The organism is Paraliobacillus zengyii (genome assembly GCF_003268595.1).
GTDB classification, from domain to species: Bacteria; Bacillota; Bacilli; order Bacillales; family Amphibacillaceae; genus Paraliobacillus_A; species Paraliobacillus_A zengyii.
This window is the reverse complement of record NZ_CP029797.1, coordinates 2877250-2894161: the sequence shown is the minus strand read 5'-3', so window position 1 is coordinate 2894161 and position 16912 is coordinate 2877250. Positions and strand designations below refer to the sequence as shown.

Here is a 16912-nt window from a genome sequence, read left to right as displayed (position 1 = left end):
CTTAATATTCCATTTTAACTTCTAGGCTTTTCCATGTCTCAAATGGTTTATTTTTATCGTCGATATCTAGTAATTGGAAAGGAATTTTACGCTTTTCATATGGTTTTGCAATTTCCTCATATATGAAGGCATCATCAAAACCACCTGCAGCTGCAAGTTGCTGATCCGCAGCATAGTAAACTTTCTTAATGCGAGCCCAATAGATCGCGCCGAGACACATCGGACATGGTTCACAACTTGTATATAGTACACAATTATCGAGTTGGAATGTATCAAGCTTTTGACATGCTTGTCTGATTGCTTGCACTTCTGCGTGTGCAGTTGGATCATGATTTTCAGTAACACGATTTTGACCAGTACCGATAACCGTACCTGTTTGATCTACGATAATCGCTCCGAAAGGTCCGCCATTATTATTCACATTGCTAACGGCTAATTCAATAGCCTTTTGCATATAATTCTCATTGTTTTCCATAAAATGTTCCTCCATTAAAAAATATTTCTAGTATTATATTAGCAATAACTAAAGCAAAAATAAAGCAATATCTGAATATTATCATAACTTAACGTTAATAATGTTCGGAAACGTGATTTATGATCTAGAGAAAGATGGAATAGTACTTTTGTTTTTTTGAATAAAAAAGCGTATAATGAATAGTAATACCCAAGAAAGGGGATGTCACAATGGCTTATTATAATAATAAAAGGGAACCGGTTGAAGAAATAGAAACAAAAGTTTGGACCTGCACGAGTGAAGATTGCCCAGGTTGGATGCGCGAGGCTTATTCCTTTGAGAAGGAACCTGAATGTCCACTTTGTCAGTCTGAGATGACAAGAGAAACACGCGTTTTACCTAAACTGTCATAAGAATGTACAACCATACCTATAAGTATATAGCAAACAATGAAGAGGTTGGTTATCTAATCCATCCTCTTTTTGTTTGCCGTTTAAACCCATTCATACCTATAGCTTTAAACCAGTTCTACTTTTAAATCTACGAAGCAGAATATGACTTTCTACACGTGTAATCCCCTCTAAAGCATATAATTCCTCGTTAATGAAGCTCTCCAATTGAGTGAAATCACTAACTAATACATGCATATGAAGTGTGCTAGGTCCAGTCATTTGATAGCAACTTGCGACTACAGGATTGTTTGCCAAACTCTCTGCAACCTCAACTAAATTTGCTGGTGCACAGTCAACTTCAAAAAAAGCAGAAACATTCTTACCTGTTTTCTCACTATTTACAACACAGGTGAACTTCTCAATAACACCTTCATCCATTAGCTGGTGAACACGTGCTCTTACAGCTACACGGGATAACTGCAACACTTTACCGATTTCTGTATAGGACAATCTACCATCTTCTATTAATAATTCGACTATTTTTTTATCCGTTTGATCTAGCTCCATTAGTAATGCTCCAATCTTTGATTAATCCTAAAATAACGTTTGTTAATCATATTGATAATTATGCTTAACAAATGTATAATTAATTTGTATTTACTTATTATTATAACGCAAATAATACACTTTTACACTATTTGTGTTGTTTTTTGTTTACACTACGATCAAGAAAGGGAAGGTATATAATGAAAAATTGGCAATTAATTTTAGCTTTTTTTCGTGTTGGGATGCTTGGCTATGGTGGAGGACCTTCTTCTATCCCGCTCGTTCAAAAAGAAGTAGTTGGAAAATATAAATGGATGGATGAGGAAGAGTTTGCGAACGTATTGGCATTAGGTAACTCATTACCTGGTCCTATCGCAACAAAAATGGCAGGGTATATAGGTTATCGTGTAGCGGGCATAGTGGGCATGATTAGTGCAGTACTTGCGACGATTGTTCCAACAATTGCAATTTTGATTATTTTATTAACATTTTTATCGTCTGCTAGTGATCAAGCATGGGTTAATGGTATGACACAAGCAGTTGTTCCAGTTGTTGGTGTGATGTTAGCCGTTTTGACATATGATTTTTTGAAAAAGTCTGGCGACGGGCTTGGATGGAAGTTGACCATTGTTTTAGCAATTGCTTCTCTTATTCTAATTGAATGGATTGGTTTGCATCCTGGTATACTTATCACGGGTTTATTAGTATTTGCTTTAGTCAAACCGACAGCCAAAAAGCAACAGGAGGGTGAATCATGAAAACATATTGGGAAATATTTGTTGCTTTTTTCATTCCTGGGATTGTTGGTTATGGTGGAGGGCCTGCTTCCATTCCACTAGTAGAAAATGAAGTGGTTGATCGCTTCAATTGGATGTCGGTTACTGATTTTAGTGAAATGCTTGCGATGGCAAATGCTTTACCTGGTCCTATTGCAACGAAAATGGCTGGTTTTATTGGTTTTGAACAAGGTGGCTTTCTAGGTCTGTTCATTGCTTTATTTGCAACAGTCGCCCCTTCGTTAATTTTAATGATTGCTTTATTAAGTCTTTTAATGAAACATAAAGATTCTCCAAAAGTAAAAAATATGACAATGTTAATTCGGCCTACGATTGCAATATTACTAGGCGTGATGGCCTTTAGCTTTTTTCAAACGTCTTATATGGATTCAGGTCTTTTGCAAATGTTAGGGATAGCTATTATAAGTTATGTTTTAATGGAAAGAATACATGTACACCCAGCCTTTGTGATTTTGGGATCGCTGGTCTATGGAGCGCTATTTTTAGGATGAGGAATAACTTTTCGTATCGCTTGCATGTCTTTCGTAAACATGGTTGAATATGAAGGGAAGTATTAATTGAAAATGGAGTGAAATCTATCTATGAAGAATAAATTAACGGTTATATTGTTGCTTCTTCTGTTTTCTATGTTCTTAGTTGCCTGTAACAATGAAGATTCAGATGAGGCGAACGAAGAATCAACAGATACGACTGAACAAGAAGAAGTAACTGTTTCAGACGAAGAAAAAGTTGCAGACGATACAGTTGTTGGTACAGTTAACGGAGAAGAGATAAACGGCGCTACATATAATATGATTTATAGCCAAGTGAAGACACAGTTATTTGAAAATGGTGCCGACACCGAAGATCTTGAATTAGTGAAAGAACAAGCGTTACAAGCAATAATTAGTCAGGAAGTTCTCATGCAAGATGCAGTCTCAAAAGGGATTGAAGTTTCTGATGAAGAAGTTGATGCGTATATTCAAGAGTCAATTGACCAATTTGATTCAGAGGAACAATTCAATGAAGCTCTAGCAAACCTAGACTATACTATGGAGTCGTATCGGGAACAAGCTAGAGTCCAGTTGCAACAAGAAGCATATATAGAACAGGAATTTGATGATGTTGAAATATCTGACGAAGACATCGAAGCATATTACGAGCAGGTAGCAAGTGAATCGGATGATGTACCTGAATTAAATCAAGTGCGTGAACAAATCGAAGCACAGCTCGCTAATTCGCAACTTCAAGAAAAGTTAACGGAACGAATTGAACAATTAAAAGAAGAAGCAGAAATTGAAAAAGCAATTTAAGCAAAAGCGAGAAACCCTTTACGAATAAGGTTTCTCGCTTTTTTTAGTTTTCCTTTTTTTCAGTGGCTAAGATTTCTTCTACTAAGTGATAGATCGATAAAAGCTCATATAGAATAATGATTTCAGGATCAAAAAAAGTAGGTTGTTCTTCATTCTGCAGCGCACTTGTCTCTCTATTATAAGTTAAAAATTGTTTCATTAATGTCTTAACTTGCTTTTGATGATAGAGCTCACGGAAATGGTCTGGGTTTATCATCGTGTCAGCAACTGATTGGATCGTTTTCACCATCTGATCTCGTTGGTTTTTTGACCATGAGACCGTTTGTAACGGTGTATTGATTAGGTTACCAATATGATAGTGAATGAGGCGCAGTGCCTTTAGTTTATCTAATTCGTCTTGTAATTCTGTTTTTCTTAAAGTGGTCAATCGGTGAAATTTTGCTTCTGCTTGTTGAAAACGTAACAGTCGATCCGTTGTGTCTAACTTCATTTTTAATGCAGAAAAGGTTTCCTGAGTTTGTACTTTATCCATACAATCGGTCGTTTCAAACAATAAATCTTTTGCGATTACTTTTAATTCTTCTCCTGTCGTTTGAAGTGCCGCATCAATATTAGTTAAAATCCGCTTGGAATAGTTTGGTGGTAAGACAAACATGTTGACTAGTGTAGAAGTTATAATACCGATAGAGGTTGTCCCTAAACGAATAAAAAAAGCAATCAAATATTGATCGTGAATAACTTCAATCATCGCTACAGAAGTTAATGTTGCAACTAACAAACCAGCATGAAGTTTTAATTTAAAACAGGTAATGATCGTGAACATTGCTGCAGCTGTATAGGTAATCGCGGAGTTACCGAATATCGATATAAAAAAAACAGCATAGGCAGAACCAATAGCTGAAGCTGGTAATCGAATAATCCCCTTTTTAATAGAGTCATTTACCGTTGGCTCAATCGTAACAATCGCAGTAATAACAGCAAAAACTGCTGGCCATTCTAACCATTGACAGATCAAAGAAGTCAGGAATACTGCAACCCCAGTTTTAATAACCCTACTTCCAATGAAATTTATACTTCTTTGCTTTATCAAACGCTTCACCTTCATTTTCTATGTACTCTTCCCCTAAAGTATAGCGAACATTACCCACATGTTACAATCAATTCTGACAAAAAATTAATAATTAGTAAAAGTGTGAAATATCGGTTAAAAGCAGATCGTTTGCTAAGACTAAAATAAATGGTATACTATCTGCAACCGTTATCAGTAGAAAAAGAAAAGTTTTAATTGAAGCAAAAGCAGGTTCATTGCTTTATTAGGGAAGTCATTAAAATATTTTAACTAGAAAATGATAACGTGCATTTATCGGGTTCCGTTTTATAGCGGAATCCAATACTATATTAGTGAAATACATCTTTAAGTGAATGGTAAAAAAGGAAGAAAGAACCGTTTTTACATTAATTCAACAAGGGGAGTGTTCACATCATGCTATCTGTTAATATGCTTCAACCGTACTATGTGAAAGAAGAAGAGCAACATATTCGAGTAGTATTAGCATTTCAATATTTTTCGTTATGGTTAGACGAACAAATTTATCAGTTTGTTCCAGTGGAAGCGCGTGAAATAAGAGTGAATCGTAAGACGCGTCTCGTCGAAAATAAACAAGATATTTTTGTTTTTCAAAAAGGGAAAAAGTTTGCAAGTGTTTCTTTAGCGGATTTGCTCAAACTAGATGATTTTCATACAAGATTGCAATCGATTATCTATCCATATGTTAAGAAAGATAAAACTGTGATAGAAACAGATGAAGTTAACGATATAATAATTGCTTTAGAAAAACAAAATGTAAAAAGATTAATAGATCAAGCACTAGAAGCAAATGACCGTGCTAATTTTATAAAGTATACATCTGTTTTAAATGAGATGTAAAAGTAGACAGTGGGAGCATTATGTTTCTACTGTTTTTGTTTTTTCGGTTGTTTGGTGAATCTCTATATTTGGAAATAACAGGATTTTATGGCCCGCGTATCAAGTGAAATCGGCTCCCTTTCCGCAGGCACGGCTTCAGCTAACTCGGATAAGCACAGTACGCTTTCCGAGTGGATCTTCAGCTCGCGCTGTTCCTGCAGGAGTGTCGCCAATTTCACTTGATACGCTAATTTAGTACACTGCATAATATGAAGAATGTTAATTGTTTGATTAAATACGAATTACAGCGCTAGTTAGAAACAATAAACTACGCTTACGAAAAGAACATCTCTTACTTGAATGAAAAGTCCATACCAAGCGGAGGAAAAATGCGAGACTCCTATGGGAAAGGAACAGTCTGAAGACCCCACAGTGAGCGTTTTTTGGGCCTGCGATTACTCAGCCCATCGAAAACATTTGCTCGCGAGGAGGCTGAAGCGTTCCCCATGGAAAGCGAGTGTTTTTCCGTAGCGGAAGATTATGACTTTACTTTTAAAGAATAAATAATTTATGACGGAATTTCCATCAACATGAAATTCGAGTGGAAGTTGTACAATATAAAAAGCTATCCGCCCGGGCGGATAGCTTTTTTATTAGTTGAGTTGTTCAAATATATCTGCGACTTTTTGGACGGTGTAGTGACTGCCGCCTTTGTTCTCTACATGTTCAACCATCATAGAAATGATTATGTCTTCATCACTTGGATAGGTGACGAACCAGCCGTTTTCTTGGCCGTCTTCTTCATCTTGACCACTTTTTAATTCAGACGTTCCTGTTTTTCCTGATAATTCAACTGCATCTATATTTGCCTCTGGTGCAGTACCATTTGATGCTGCAACAACTTGACGAAGCGCATCTTTGATTACTGCCACATTTTCACTGCTAACTAATCCTTCTTGCCAAACTTGGCTTAATTCTTCATCTGCTTCTAAAACAGGTTGAATCATATTACCATCATTTAAAAAGGTAGTAAATACAGTTGCTAAGTGTAAGGCGCTCATTTCCATCTCACCCTGACCATAAGCAGTATCAGCTAAAAGAATTTCTCTATCAAGCCTACCATCTGAAGAAATACTACTTGCTGCTACTGGATAAGAATATGGAAGATCTTCACCAAAGCCAAATTGTTCTAGACCTTCAACAAATGCGTCACTTCCAAGTTCAACCGTTTTCTGTGCAAAATAGATATTATCGGATCGGATTAAAGCATCACTTAAATCAACTGGACCAGATGATTCAGAAACGCGACGAACTTGATAATCGCCCCAACCATCTTTTGACCATGTGAGACCGTCAATTTCAATACCTTCTTCTGCTTCAATGGTTCCGTTCTCTAAACCAATTGCTGCTGTTATCGGCTTAATTGTCGAACCTGGAGCGTAAGTGGAAGCAAACCGATTCAATAATGGATTTTGTTCATCATTACTTAATTCATCCCACAATGTTTGACTAATGCCAGAGGTTAATTGGTTTGGATCAAATGCAGGACTCGATACTAGTGCAAGTGTTTCCCCTGTTTTAGGATTAATTGCAGTAGCTGTTCCAGCATCATCTTGAAAACTAGCAAAGATTGTTTGCTGTACTTCTCCATCAATCGTTACGGTAATATCTTCACCATTCTGTACTTCTTGTTCGACTATTGGTGTACTGCCACCATTTTCTGAGGTAACGACAATTGAAACACCACGCGTGCCTTTTAACCGCGATTCATACAATTGTTCTAGTCCTCGTTTTCCAATTAGATCAGACTGTCCGTATGTACCGGCTTCTTGCGCTTCTAATTCTTCAGCGGTAATTGTACCAATATATCCAGTTAAGTGGGCAGCTGCTTCTCCATATGGATAAGAGCGACCTGTTGTTTCTTGTGTTACGACTGGTGCAATCGCCCTGAGTTCTTCAATATAATCAGGATCGTCCATTGAAACTTTTTTTAATGGGACAAACGTTTCGTCGCTTACCCAATCAGGAGATAATGCACTGTCAATCGCTTCAACATCCATATCTAACAGTTCTGCAATTTGTTCTTTTTCTTCTGTTTCATTTTCAAATAATCCTGGTTGAAGACCGACTGTATACATTGCTGCATTAACTGCAAGTCCATTTTGGTTTCGATCAAAGATTTGTCCACGAGTTGGTTCGACAGTGTTTATTCCGATTTCTCCACCATCTTTTAACGAAGGGAAGATGAAGCCAGGATCCCACTGCACGTACCAATTAGTGTCTTCCTCTGTTTCTTGCTCGACAAGTGTCATTTCCGATTCGAAATTAACTTCACCTGCCATTGTGTTCATACTGACTTCGATCGGAAAAGAAGTTGGTACCGTATCTTCACCTTCTACTTCAGGTACCGTATAGGTGATAGCTAAATCGGATACTTCTATATCACCGTAAATTTTTTCATAACGATCGATAAATTCTTCCGATGGGTATGTCTCTTTACTTGTATCTGCTAAGAGATTGTACATCTCAGTGAAATTTTGTTCATTCCATTCATCAATATATTGGGCAAGTCGATCTTCTGGTTGAACTTCATCTTCCGAACAAGCGGTAAGAATAAAGAATAAAAGCAGTATACTAATCGCTTTTACAACATTGCGCATGGTAAAACCTCCTTAATTTGTTTCTATTGGTTTCGCATAAATAATATAACGATCTGGTGCATCGCCGATATAAGAGAAAGGATAGCATGTCGTAATCACAAGTTCTTCATCTGGGGCAGTTGATTTGATAATGGTTGTATCATCAGCATCAACAACTTTCGAACTAACCATTTCATATTCGTAATCTCCAGATTCAAGTTGAATGATAAAGGTATCACCAATTTTAACATCGCCTAAGCTACGAAAAACCGTATCGCGATGTCCTGATAAAACGATTTGATCATTTTGCTCGGGATAAGCAGAACTTTTAAAATGACCAACACCTTTTTCTAAATCATCTGGATCGGTACCTTCTACTATAGCTAACTCCGCATCAATACTAGGAATCTGTAATAAACCAACAGTCTCTCCCATCTCAGCTGAGAAAGAACTAGGGTCAATGGTTGTAGGTGTATTTTCTCGCGATTCTAGCAGTGTATGTGCTTCATCTAATGTGTTTTTCTCAGCAGCTTTTGTCTTTATATATTGATAACCACCAATGGATAAAAAGATAATACCAGCTAACATGAACAGTAGAGCGATTTTTTTCATAGAAAAGCCTCCTGATTTTATTTACATAGCTATAGTATTCGAAAATAACGTATTTATGGTAATATTTGATTATATGTTAAAGAATAACATAATCTGTAGAAATGAAATAGATAAGGAGTTTATATTTATGAAAAAAATAGTGTATTGGCTTTTGTCAATTGCTTGGATGGGTGTGATTTTTCGTTCATCCGCACAGCCATACCAAGAACAAGATGTCAAACCAATGCTTGCACGTTATATCGATCTTTCATTTCTAGAGCGATTCGTTGATGAAATTGTTTTTGTGTATCACCAGTCAGAAGTAAGTGTTGCCAATTTAGGGATTTATGGTTATGTTGAGTTTTTTATTCGAAAGGGTGCCCATGTTGGCGTATTTATGGTTCTATTTATATTGTTTTATCTAGCATGCAGCAATACTTTTTTGCGATTCAGGACCCGCAATCTAATTTTAGTAGCATTCTTTGCTACAGTTGTTTATGCTGCTTTAGATGAATGGCACCAAGGTTTTACACCGAATCGGACACCATATATTGGTGACGTGATACTAGATTCATTTGGTGCACTTATCGGTGTTTTCTTGGTGTTGCTTTTTTTAGGATGGAAGAAAAAAAGAAACGCTGGCCAGTATTAGTCAGCTTCTTTCTCTGGAATTGGTATCTCTATATATTTTTCGGTTTGCAACTTTTGTGTTGCTTGATCACTTGTGCAGTTGGTAATCCAAGTTTGGAAGGTTTCTACTTGATCAATCGCAACTAATACAGTGAACGTTACATCTCCTAGATAATCAATCTTTTCTATTATATAGTTTGCTTTTCGTAGTTCGTTTTCTACTTTTCCAAGTAGTGGGTATGTAACTGTTATATCTATTACTTGCATGCGGCGGCGTTCGACAATCCCAGTTGTCCGAATTGCCTGTGCTGTTGTACTAGAATACGCACGAATTAGTCCGCCTGCACCGAGTTTAACCCCACCGAAATAACGGGTCACCACGATTGCGGTATCTTTTAACGCCTTCTTTTTTAAAACTTCTAAGATTGGAACACCAGCTGTACCAGTAGGCTCTCCGTCATCATGTGCCTTTTGGATAAGATCCTGCTCACCAATTAAATAGGCCGAACAATTATGTGTAGCACTGTTATGTTGCTTTTTTATCTCTTGAATAAATGCGATCGCTGCTGCTTCGGTTTCAACTCTTCGGACGTGACCAATAAAACGAGACTTTTGGATAACAACTTCATCTGAACCAGTATGATTGACCGTATAATAATGATCTAACATTGTAATCCCTCCCAATAAGTACATTATATAGAGACACAATCGAAACAGCAATCAAAGAGGGATTATGCTATGATAAAACTAGCAACATAAATACGAAACAGTTAAACTCTAAATTGTTTGGAACACCCTTTAAAAGAGGACAATAGACGAATACATATAAATGAAACAATTAGGTGGAATAATAAATGAAAAAGACAGAAGGAAAAGCATTAGATGAAATCATTACAGAAATGGTGGAAGTTGTTGAACACAGTAAAGACGGCATTTATACAATAGGGGAAGAATCTCGGACGGAACACCAACTGTTAATGGAGCAATTAGAAGAAATTAAACTAGAATTAATTCGTGTAATTGACGAGGTAGATAGTCTTGAAAAGAAAACACAGCTTTCCAGAAATAGACTAGCAGAAGTTAGCCATCACTTTAGTAAGTATGGGGAAGAAGAGATACGAGAAGTATATGAGCAGACCCATCAATTACAAAGTGATTTGAAATTGAAACAAACGAGTGAAAAGAATTTACGTCAAAAAAGAGATGAAATTGAACGTAGACTAAAAACACTTGAGCAAACAATTGAACGAGCAGATGGACTTGTTAGTAAGGTATCGATCGTGTTGAATTATTTAAATGAAGATTTTCAGCAAGTAAATGAATTGGTCCAAGATGCAAATGAAAAACAGGCATTTGGTTTAAAAATCATTCAAGCACAAGAAGATGAAAGAAAAAGGTTATCTCGTGAAATGCATGATGGACCAGCGCAGATGCTTGCTAATATCCTTCTTCGATCAGAAATAGTGGACAAGACGTTTAAAGAACGAGGACGGGAGGAAGCTCTAAGTGAAATGAAAGGTGTTCGTTCATTAGTGAGATCTTCTTTGTATGAAGTTCGTCGAATCATTTATGACCTTCGTCCAATGGCACTAGATGATCTTGGACTTTTACCAACGATTAAAAAGTATTTAAATAATATAGAAGAGTATAATCAAACTAAAATTGTTTTTACAGCATTAGGTAAAACCGAACGACTGGCAAGTAAATATGAAGTTGCGTTATTTCGATTAATCCAGGAAGCGGTACAAAATGCAATTAAACATGCACAAGCAGAAGAAATTAATGTAAAATTAGAAATAACATCGAAGGTAGTTTCCGCGACGATTAGTGATAATGGAAATGGATTCGATCAAGGTTTAAAGGAAGAGCATTCATTTGGATTAATTGGTATGCATGAACGAGTGGAACTTTTAGATGGGACATTGAAAATTCAATCTGAATTAGGTAAGGGTACAAGGATACTAATCAACGTTCCATTAAATGAATAAAAAGTCATACTACAAATCGACAAAAATCGTGTATAATAGTTTATGTGACTTTAATTTTAGCATATTAGTAGGTTATTTTTTGGAAATTTAAATAATCACCGATCATAATAGCTCAAACATAATTATGAAAATAGAAGTAGTTGAAACGGGAGGAAGAGGGAATGACGACAAAAATCGTATTGATAGACGATCATATTTTGTTTCGAGAAGGCGTTAGAAGAATTCTTGAATTTGAAGAGAGTTTTGAAGTAGTTGCTGAGGGGAATGACGGTGATGAAGTTGTTAGTTTGATGGATAAATATGAGCCGGATGTCATTTTGATGGATATTAACATGCCACATATTAATGGTGTACAAGCTACTAAGCATTTAATGGAAAAATACCCTCAAGCAAAAGTCATAATTTTATCAATTCATGACGATGAAAATTACGTAACACATGCATTGAAATCAGGTGCACAAGGATATCTATTGAAAGAAATGGATTCGGAGACATTAATCAATGCCATTAAAATTGTAACAGAAGGTGGATCTTATTTACATCCAAAGATTACACATAACTTAGTCAAAGAATTCCGTCGTTTAAGTTTGTCACAAGTAGGTAGTATGGATCCTACTGAATATCGTAAACCACTGCATTTATTAACACGTCGTGAATGCGAAGTATTACAACTTTTAACAGATGGAAAGAGTAATCGTGGCGTTGCAGAAATGTTATTTATTAGTGAAAAAACAGTTAAAAATCATGTTAGTAATATATTGCAAAAATTAAATGTTAATGATCGAACGCAAGCTGTTGTTTTGGCAATTCGCAACGGTTGGGTAGAAGTAATGTAAGTGATTTCCGGTAGGTATGACACCTGCCGGTTGGTCCTTCCTCTCCTTAAAACACAAGCAAACTATCTTCGTTTTAAAACAATTCATTTTCTAAAACACGAGACTATTATTTACTAAGAAAATTAGGTAGAATTAGGTAGAAAGTATATACTTAGTTAGCACGAAGGAATGTCGCATTTATTTCTATTATAAAAAGACTGCATTAGAAGGGTAAGATAATAATTATGAAAGTAGCAGTAATGACGGATAGTACGGCATACATACCTTCTGAATTACGGGAGCAGTTAGGTATTGAAATGGTTCCATTAAATGTAGTCTTAGAAGATAAGTCCTATCAGGAAGAAATAGACTTACAGGCAAAAGAATTTTATCCACTTAGTAGACAAGCAAAAGAATTACCGAAAACCTCCCAACCTTCCATCGGATATATGACAGAGAAATTAGAGAAACTAGCAACAGAATATGATGCAGTTATTTCCGTTCACCTCTCAAGCGGAATCAGTGGTACGTATCAAGCAATGATCGCAGCAGGAGACATGGTTGATGGAATTGATGTACATGTATTCGATTCAGAAATTAGCTGTATGCCACAAGGATTCTATGTGTTAGAAGCTGTAGAAATGGCTAAACACGGTGCAGCACCAAAAACAATTATCGCTCGTTTAGAGGAAATGAAACAATCAATGCGTGCTTACTTTTTGGTTGATGATTTGACAAACTTACAACGAGGTGGACGATTAAATAGTGCTCAAGCATTAGTCGGCAGCATGCTTCAAGTTAAACCTTTACTACATTTTGTTGATAAGCAGATCGTCCCATTTGAAAAAATCCGCACCCATAAAAAAGCACTAAAGCGGATTATCGGATTGTTTGCAGAAGATGCAGATACAGGTAAACCGATACGCGCAGTTGTCATCCATGCAAATCGAGAAGAAGACGCACTTGTTTTAAAAGAAGGTCTCGAACAACGCTATCCAAATGCAGAAATTAGCTTAAGCTATTTTGGCGCCGTGATCGGCACACACCTCGGTGAAGGTGCACTTGGACTAGGCTGGTATATGAAATAAGAAAAGATTCCGCTGAGGTGGAGTCTTTTTTTGTATGGCGGATTTGACGGGAATGGCGGAGGGAGCATAAGTGCTGGAAAAATGGCTATATGGGACGTTCGCTGAATTATATGCTACGTTCAGCAGAATAAATGAGCCGTAGCAAGAATATATGCTCCTTTCACGAAAATATATGAGCCATTGAGAAAAATCCACCTGTAATTGCTAGCTTTTTCTGCCTTCGCACGCTATGATAAAAATAAAAAAGGAGTGATCACTTGGCAAACGATTTTAGCTTCCTACCATCCCCAACTCTCACCGTAGAAAAATCTACAGACATCCCACCATTCGTCGGGAAATTGTTACTTCGAGAAGAAATGGATTTATCAGATGAAGCGTTAGCAAGCCTACTTAAACAAAATCATCTTCGGAAAATCAGTGCAATAACCCCTTCATTTAATGGAAAACACTATCAATGTAGACGATGTGGCAATAAGCAAAACTATCATTTTGCGACCATACCTTGTGCACGCTGCCAAAAAGCGCATGTTTATTGTCGGAATTGTATTGAGATGGGTCGTGTGATGATGTGTACACCGCTCTACTATTGGACAGGTCCCCAACCTATCTTTACCCAACAAAATAAACCTTGCAAATGGATGGGCGAACTTACACCAGCACAACAAAATGCAGCAAACAAAATCGAACAAGCAATGGAAAAAGGAAAGGAAAAACTCCTTGTTTGGGCAGTTTGCGGCGCAGGAAAAACAGAGATGTTGTTTCAAGGAATTGCGACTGTGATTAGACAAGGAAAGCGGGTCTGCCTTGCGACACCGCGTGCAGATGTTGTTCGTGAACTAATCCCGCGCTTCAAACAAGCTTTTCCAGAAACAACATTAGCTGGGCTATATGGTGGTGCTGAAGTAAAAGTAGAAAATGCACAATTAATCCTTGCAACGACCCACCAACTTTTACGTTTCGCACATGCATTTGATGTGGTGATCATTGATGAAGTCGATGCCTTTCCATTTCATGCTGAAGCCTCCTTACCGTATGCGGCAAGTCGTGCAACAAAGCCAGATGCAACAACCATTTACCTCACTGCCACACCACGACAAGATTTAAAAAAACGCTCCAATAAAAAAAAACTTACGACCGTTTTCGTACCAATAAGATTCCATGGATATCCTCTTCCAGAACCCCAACTACGGTTAACCACACTAAAAAATTCACTAACAGCAAAGCAATTACCACGTGCTTTTTGGAACTGGTTTGCTCGTCGTATACGTGCCACTCGGCAAGTACTGCTTTTTGTTCCGACAATTCAACTTGCTACTGACTTATTGCCATCACTCACAACCCAACTACCTGATAAAAAGCTAACCGCTGTTCATGCCTCAGATCCTGACCGAGAAGAGAAGGTAAACCTTTTTCGCCAGCAAGAGCTTGATATTATACTTACAACTACAATTCTTGAACGCGGCGTTACCTTTCCTTCTGTAGATGTAGCAGTAATTGATGCTGGTCATGAAGTGTTTGACGAAGCTGCACTTGTTCAAATTGCAGGCAGAGCAGGAAGAAGCCCGATTGATCCAACTGGTGAGGTTATCTTTTTTCATGATGGTAAAACAAATGCAATGCTCCGTGCTGGACAAGAGATTAACCAAATGAACAAGAAAGGCAGGCGTTGTTGATGCGGTGTGTCTGGTGTCAAAAATTAATTATCCCAGAAGTAAACTGGCAGACCTTCTTTGTTCCCACCAAAGTGCAAACCCTCTGTCAGACTTGTTTTACAGGCCTTAAGCGAATCACACAAATAACCTGTAAGATCTGTGGGAGAAATAATAGTAACGATCAAATTTGTCCTGATTGTGAAAAGTGGCAACAAGATCCATTGTATACAGACCTTTTAACTTTCAATCGCTCTGTTTATCAGTATAATGAACAATTACAAGCGATGATTACAAAGTGGAAATACCGAGGAGATTATGTAATTCACGAAGCTTTTCGGCAGGACTTAGTTACCAATTTTGAAACGATTTTTGTGAAAGAAGTTCCAGATGCTGTACTTGTTCCGATACCATTAAGTGAAGAACGTTTGCACGAACGGGCGTTTAATCAAGCAGAAATACTAGCTAAATCACTTCCTTATCCAACAAAAAATGTATTAAAACGACTTCATGGGGAAAAACATGCAAAAAGGACACGCCAAGCACGGCTAGCTAGCACCAATCCATTTCTGTTAGAAACTTCGATTACTAAACCCGTAATCTTAATTGATGACATATACACAACAGGAACCACACTAAGACATGCCGCCAAATTACTTAAGCAACATGACTGCCCAAAAGTATACGCCTTTACACTTGCCAGGTGACACTAAGGGATGGTAGATTTTTATAAAATTCGTTGCTAATTAGTGAAGAGTTGATGGGGAATTAGGTAGTGAGCTTATTGCCCGCTACGTCAGCAAAGGGTCTCGCTTTCCGTGGGCACAACCTTAGCTATCTATAGAAGCAAAGAACGCTTCTATAGAGGATCTTCGGTTTGTGGGATTGCGATTACTCATCCCATCGAAAACATTTGCTGTTCCCACAGGAGTCTCAACCCTTTGCTGTCTTCGCTGGATTGCGGTTAAAAGTAATATGATATCTGCTAGTGATAAAGTTTAATTCTGATTATTACAACATAAATTTACATTCTGCTCATCGATTGTAGCGTAGGGCAGTCGACTCCTGCGGGAAAAGCAAGATCTGAAGATCCACTTCGTAAAACGATTTTTGTTTTACGAAGTTAGCTGAAGACTTGCCCGCGGAAAGCGACTGCCCGAAGCAAAAATCAACATGGCAGTTAAATCGTAGTTTATTAATTTTCTTAACATAAACATTTTAGAAAATAGCTTTAAATTAAGGCGATATGCCTATTCACATTTCACTCAGACCTCCGATATATATGATATAATGATGAAATATAGTAAAGGTGGGATTACCCATGGGTGAGTTAGATAACTGTTCTAACTGTGGGAATTTGTATGTGAAAGTTAACCGGAGTGTTTGTCCGGATTGTATAAAAGAAGAAGAAAAGAATTTTCAAATTGTGTATGCATTTATGAAAAAACGTATCAATCGTCAAGCAACCATTCCTGAGATTACCGAAGGAACGGGTGTAGAAGAAGAGTTAATAATAAAATTTGTGAAGGAACAACGTTTAAGAGCATCACAATTTCCTAACTTAACGTATCCGTGTGATAAGTGTGGAAATCCTATTCAAGAGGGTAAACTTTGTTCAAACTGCTCAAAAGAATTAACATCTGCGCTGACATATCAAGATAATATTGATAGCGTGCAAGCAAGAAACAAAGCAGAAGAAAATAAAAAAGCAGCTACTTATTTTGCTGTTGACAAAAATAAAAGAAATAACTAAACTTTATAAGCTAAATACCGATATAGTAACTATACGTAAACGGAATCAAATTTAGAAAGAGGGTGATGGTCTTGAAAATACAAGGTCCCAACCATTCCAATTTCAACCCATATAAAAAAAAAATCAACAAGCAAGCAGAAGTGCAAACTGACAAACAAGTGAAATCAGATCAACTGCAAATCTCTGACCAAGCAAAAAAAATGCAAGGAAATGATAGCGTGCAACCACAACGTGAAGCACGTGTTAATGAGATCAAACAAGCAGTTGAAAATGGAACTTACAATATTGCGCCGAAACAAACAGCTGAGAAACTTTTGAATTTTTGGAAATAGGGTTGTCTGGCAGATAATAAATAGGTAACGATTAAAGTAC

At 37.1% G+C, this 16912-nt stretch carries 19 protein-coding genes; 13 read left to right on the top strand and 6 right to left on the bottom strand.

All coding sequences use genetic code 11. The features are described from left to right. Nucleotide 1: 1 nt before the first annotated feature. Entirely contained in the window at nt 2-475 is a 474-nt protein-coding gene (locus tag DM447_RS14635) for a nucleoside deaminase (protein ID WP_112181926.1), read from the bottom strand. Nucleotides 476-684: 209 nt separating this feature from the next. Between DM447_RS14635 and DM447_RS14630 the strand changes: the two genes are divergently transcribed. After that, complete coding sequence (locus DM447_RS14630; RefSeq protein ID WP_112181925.1) at nt 685-867, top strand: cold-shock protein; 183 nt, start codon at nt 685-687, stop codon at nt 865-867. 96 nt (nt 868-963) lie between these two features. Here the strand turns inward: DM447_RS14630 and DM447_RS14625 are convergent, their stop codons facing one another. Next, nucleotides 964-1413 (bottom strand): Lrp/AsnC family transcriptional regulator, encoded by a 450-nt coding sequence (locus DM447_RS14625; protein WP_112181924.1) that lies wholly within the window; start codon nt 1411-1413, stop codon nt 964-966. Nucleotides 1414-1592: 179 nt separating this feature from the next. Here DM447_RS14625 and DM447_RS14620 point away from each other — a divergent pair, with 179 nt between their 5' ends. The 3 genes from DM447_RS14620 to DM447_RS14610 all read left to right on the top strand — a co-directional run bounded on the left by DM447_RS14620 (nt 1593) and on the right by DM447_RS14610 (nt 3481). Beyond that, the gene (locus DM447_RS14620; protein WP_112181923.1) at nt 1593-2150 is read left to right on the top strand and encodes a chromate transporter; all 558 of its coding nucleotides are present in this window, start codon (nt 1593-1595) and stop codon (nt 2148-2150) included. Next, the gene (locus DM447_RS14615; RefSeq protein ID WP_112181922.1) at nt 2147-2680 is read left to right on the top strand and encodes a chromate transporter; all 534 of its coding nucleotides are present in this window, start codon (nt 2147-2149) and stop codon (nt 2678-2680) included. Before DM447_RS14620 ends, DM447_RS14615 begins: the two co-directional genes overlap by 4 nt. A gap of 90 nt (nt 2681-2770) precedes the next feature. Next, nucleotides 2771-3481 (top strand): SurA N-terminal domain-containing protein, encoded by a 711-nt coding sequence (locus DM447_RS14610; protein ID WP_112181921.1) that lies wholly within the window; start codon nt 2771-2773, stop codon nt 3479-3481. Nucleotides 3482-3524: 43 nt separating this feature from the next. Here the strand turns inward: DM447_RS14610 and DM447_RS14605 are convergent, their stop codons facing one another. After that, a complete protein-coding gene (locus DM447_RS14605) occupies nt 3525-4496 on the bottom strand; it encodes an aromatic acid exporter family protein (protein ID WP_241964532.1) in 972 nt (323 codons plus the stop codon). A gap of 468 nt (nt 4497-4964) precedes the next feature. Between DM447_RS14605 and DM447_RS14600 the strand changes: the two genes are divergently transcribed. Next, nucleotides 4965-5408: an IDEAL domain-containing protein gene (locus tag DM447_RS14600; protein ID WP_112181919.1), complete on the top strand. Its 444-nt coding sequence runs from the start codon at nt 4965-4967 to the stop codon at nt 5406-5408. A 632-nt stretch (nt 5409-6040) separates the two neighbouring features. Here DM447_RS14600 and DM447_RS14595 read toward each other — a convergent pair. After that, nucleotides 6041-8047, bottom strand: coding sequence for a penicillin-binding transpeptidase domain-containing protein (locus DM447_RS14595; RefSeq protein ID WP_112181918.1), 2007 nt, complete (start codon nt 8045-8047; stop codon nt 6041-6043). Nucleotides 8048-8059: 12 nt separating this feature from the next. Further along, on the bottom strand, nt 8060-8638 hold the full coding sequence (locus DM447_RS14590; RefSeq protein WP_112181917.1) for a class D sortase: 579 nt from the start codon (nt 8636-8638) through the stop codon (nt 8060-8062). Nucleotides 8639-8765: 127 nt separating this feature from the next. Between DM447_RS14590 and DM447_RS14585 the strand changes: the two genes are divergently transcribed. Beyond that, on the top strand, nt 8766-9269 hold the full coding sequence (locus DM447_RS14585) for a VanZ family protein (protein ID WP_112181916.1): 504 nt from the start codon (nt 8766-8768) through the stop codon (nt 9267-9269). On the opposite strand, the gene DM447_RS14580 is transcribed toward DM447_RS14585, so the two are convergent. Beyond that, a complete protein-coding gene (locus DM447_RS14580; RefSeq protein WP_112181915.1) occupies nt 9266-9916 on the bottom strand; it encodes a YigZ family protein in 651 nt (216 codons plus the stop codon). The genes DM447_RS14585 and DM447_RS14580 overlap by 4 nt on opposite strands. Before the next feature lie 185 nt (nt 9917-10101). Between DM447_RS14580 and DM447_RS14575 the strand changes: the two genes are divergently transcribed. The 7 genes from DM447_RS14575 (at nt 10102) to flgM (ending at nt 16872) form a co-directional block, all read left to right on the top strand. Continuing rightward, on the top strand, nt 10102-11235 hold the full coding sequence (locus tag DM447_RS14575; protein ID WP_112181914.1) for a sensor histidine kinase: 1134 nt from the start codon (nt 10102-10104) through the stop codon (nt 11233-11235). Nucleotides 11236-11396: 161 nt separating this feature from the next. Beyond that, nucleotides 11397-12071, top strand: coding sequence for a response regulator (locus tag DM447_RS14570; RefSeq protein ID WP_112181913.1), 675 nt, complete (start codon nt 11397-11399; stop codon nt 12069-12071). A gap of 224 nt (nt 12072-12295) precedes the next feature. Then, the gene (locus tag DM447_RS14565; RefSeq protein ID WP_112181912.1) at nt 12296-13138 is read left to right on the top strand and encodes a DegV family protein; all 843 of its coding nucleotides are present in this window, start codon (nt 12296-12298) and stop codon (nt 13136-13138) included. Between the two features lie 257 nt (nt 13139-13395). Then, nucleotides 13396-14811, top strand: a complete 1416-nt coding sequence (locus tag DM447_RS14560; RefSeq protein ID WP_232828001.1) for an ATP-dependent helicase ComFA — start codon at nt 13396-13398, stop codon at nt 14809-14811. Further along, the gene (locus DM447_RS14555) at nt 14811-15494 is read left to right on the top strand and encodes a ComFC family protein (RefSeq protein ID WP_112181911.1); all 684 of its coding nucleotides are present in this window, start codon (nt 14811-14813) and stop codon (nt 15492-15494) included. The genes DM447_RS14560 and DM447_RS14555 overlap by 1 nt, the downstream gene beginning before the upstream one ends. 614 nt (nt 15495-16108) lie before the next feature. Continuing rightward, nucleotides 16109-16540: a TIGR03826 family flagellar region protein gene (locus tag DM447_RS14550; RefSeq protein WP_112181910.1), complete on the top strand. Its 432-nt coding sequence runs from the start codon at nt 16109-16111 to the stop codon at nt 16538-16540. 65 nt (nt 16541-16605) lie between these two features. Then, nucleotides 16606-16872 carry a flagellar biosynthesis anti-sigma factor FlgM gene (gene flgM, locus DM447_RS14545; RefSeq protein ID WP_338418764.1) on the top strand — a complete coding sequence of 89 codons (267 nt, stop codon included), beginning with the start codon at nt 16606-16608 and terminating at the stop codon, nt 16870-16872. The last annotated feature ends 40 nt before the right edge of the window (nt 16873-16912 follow it).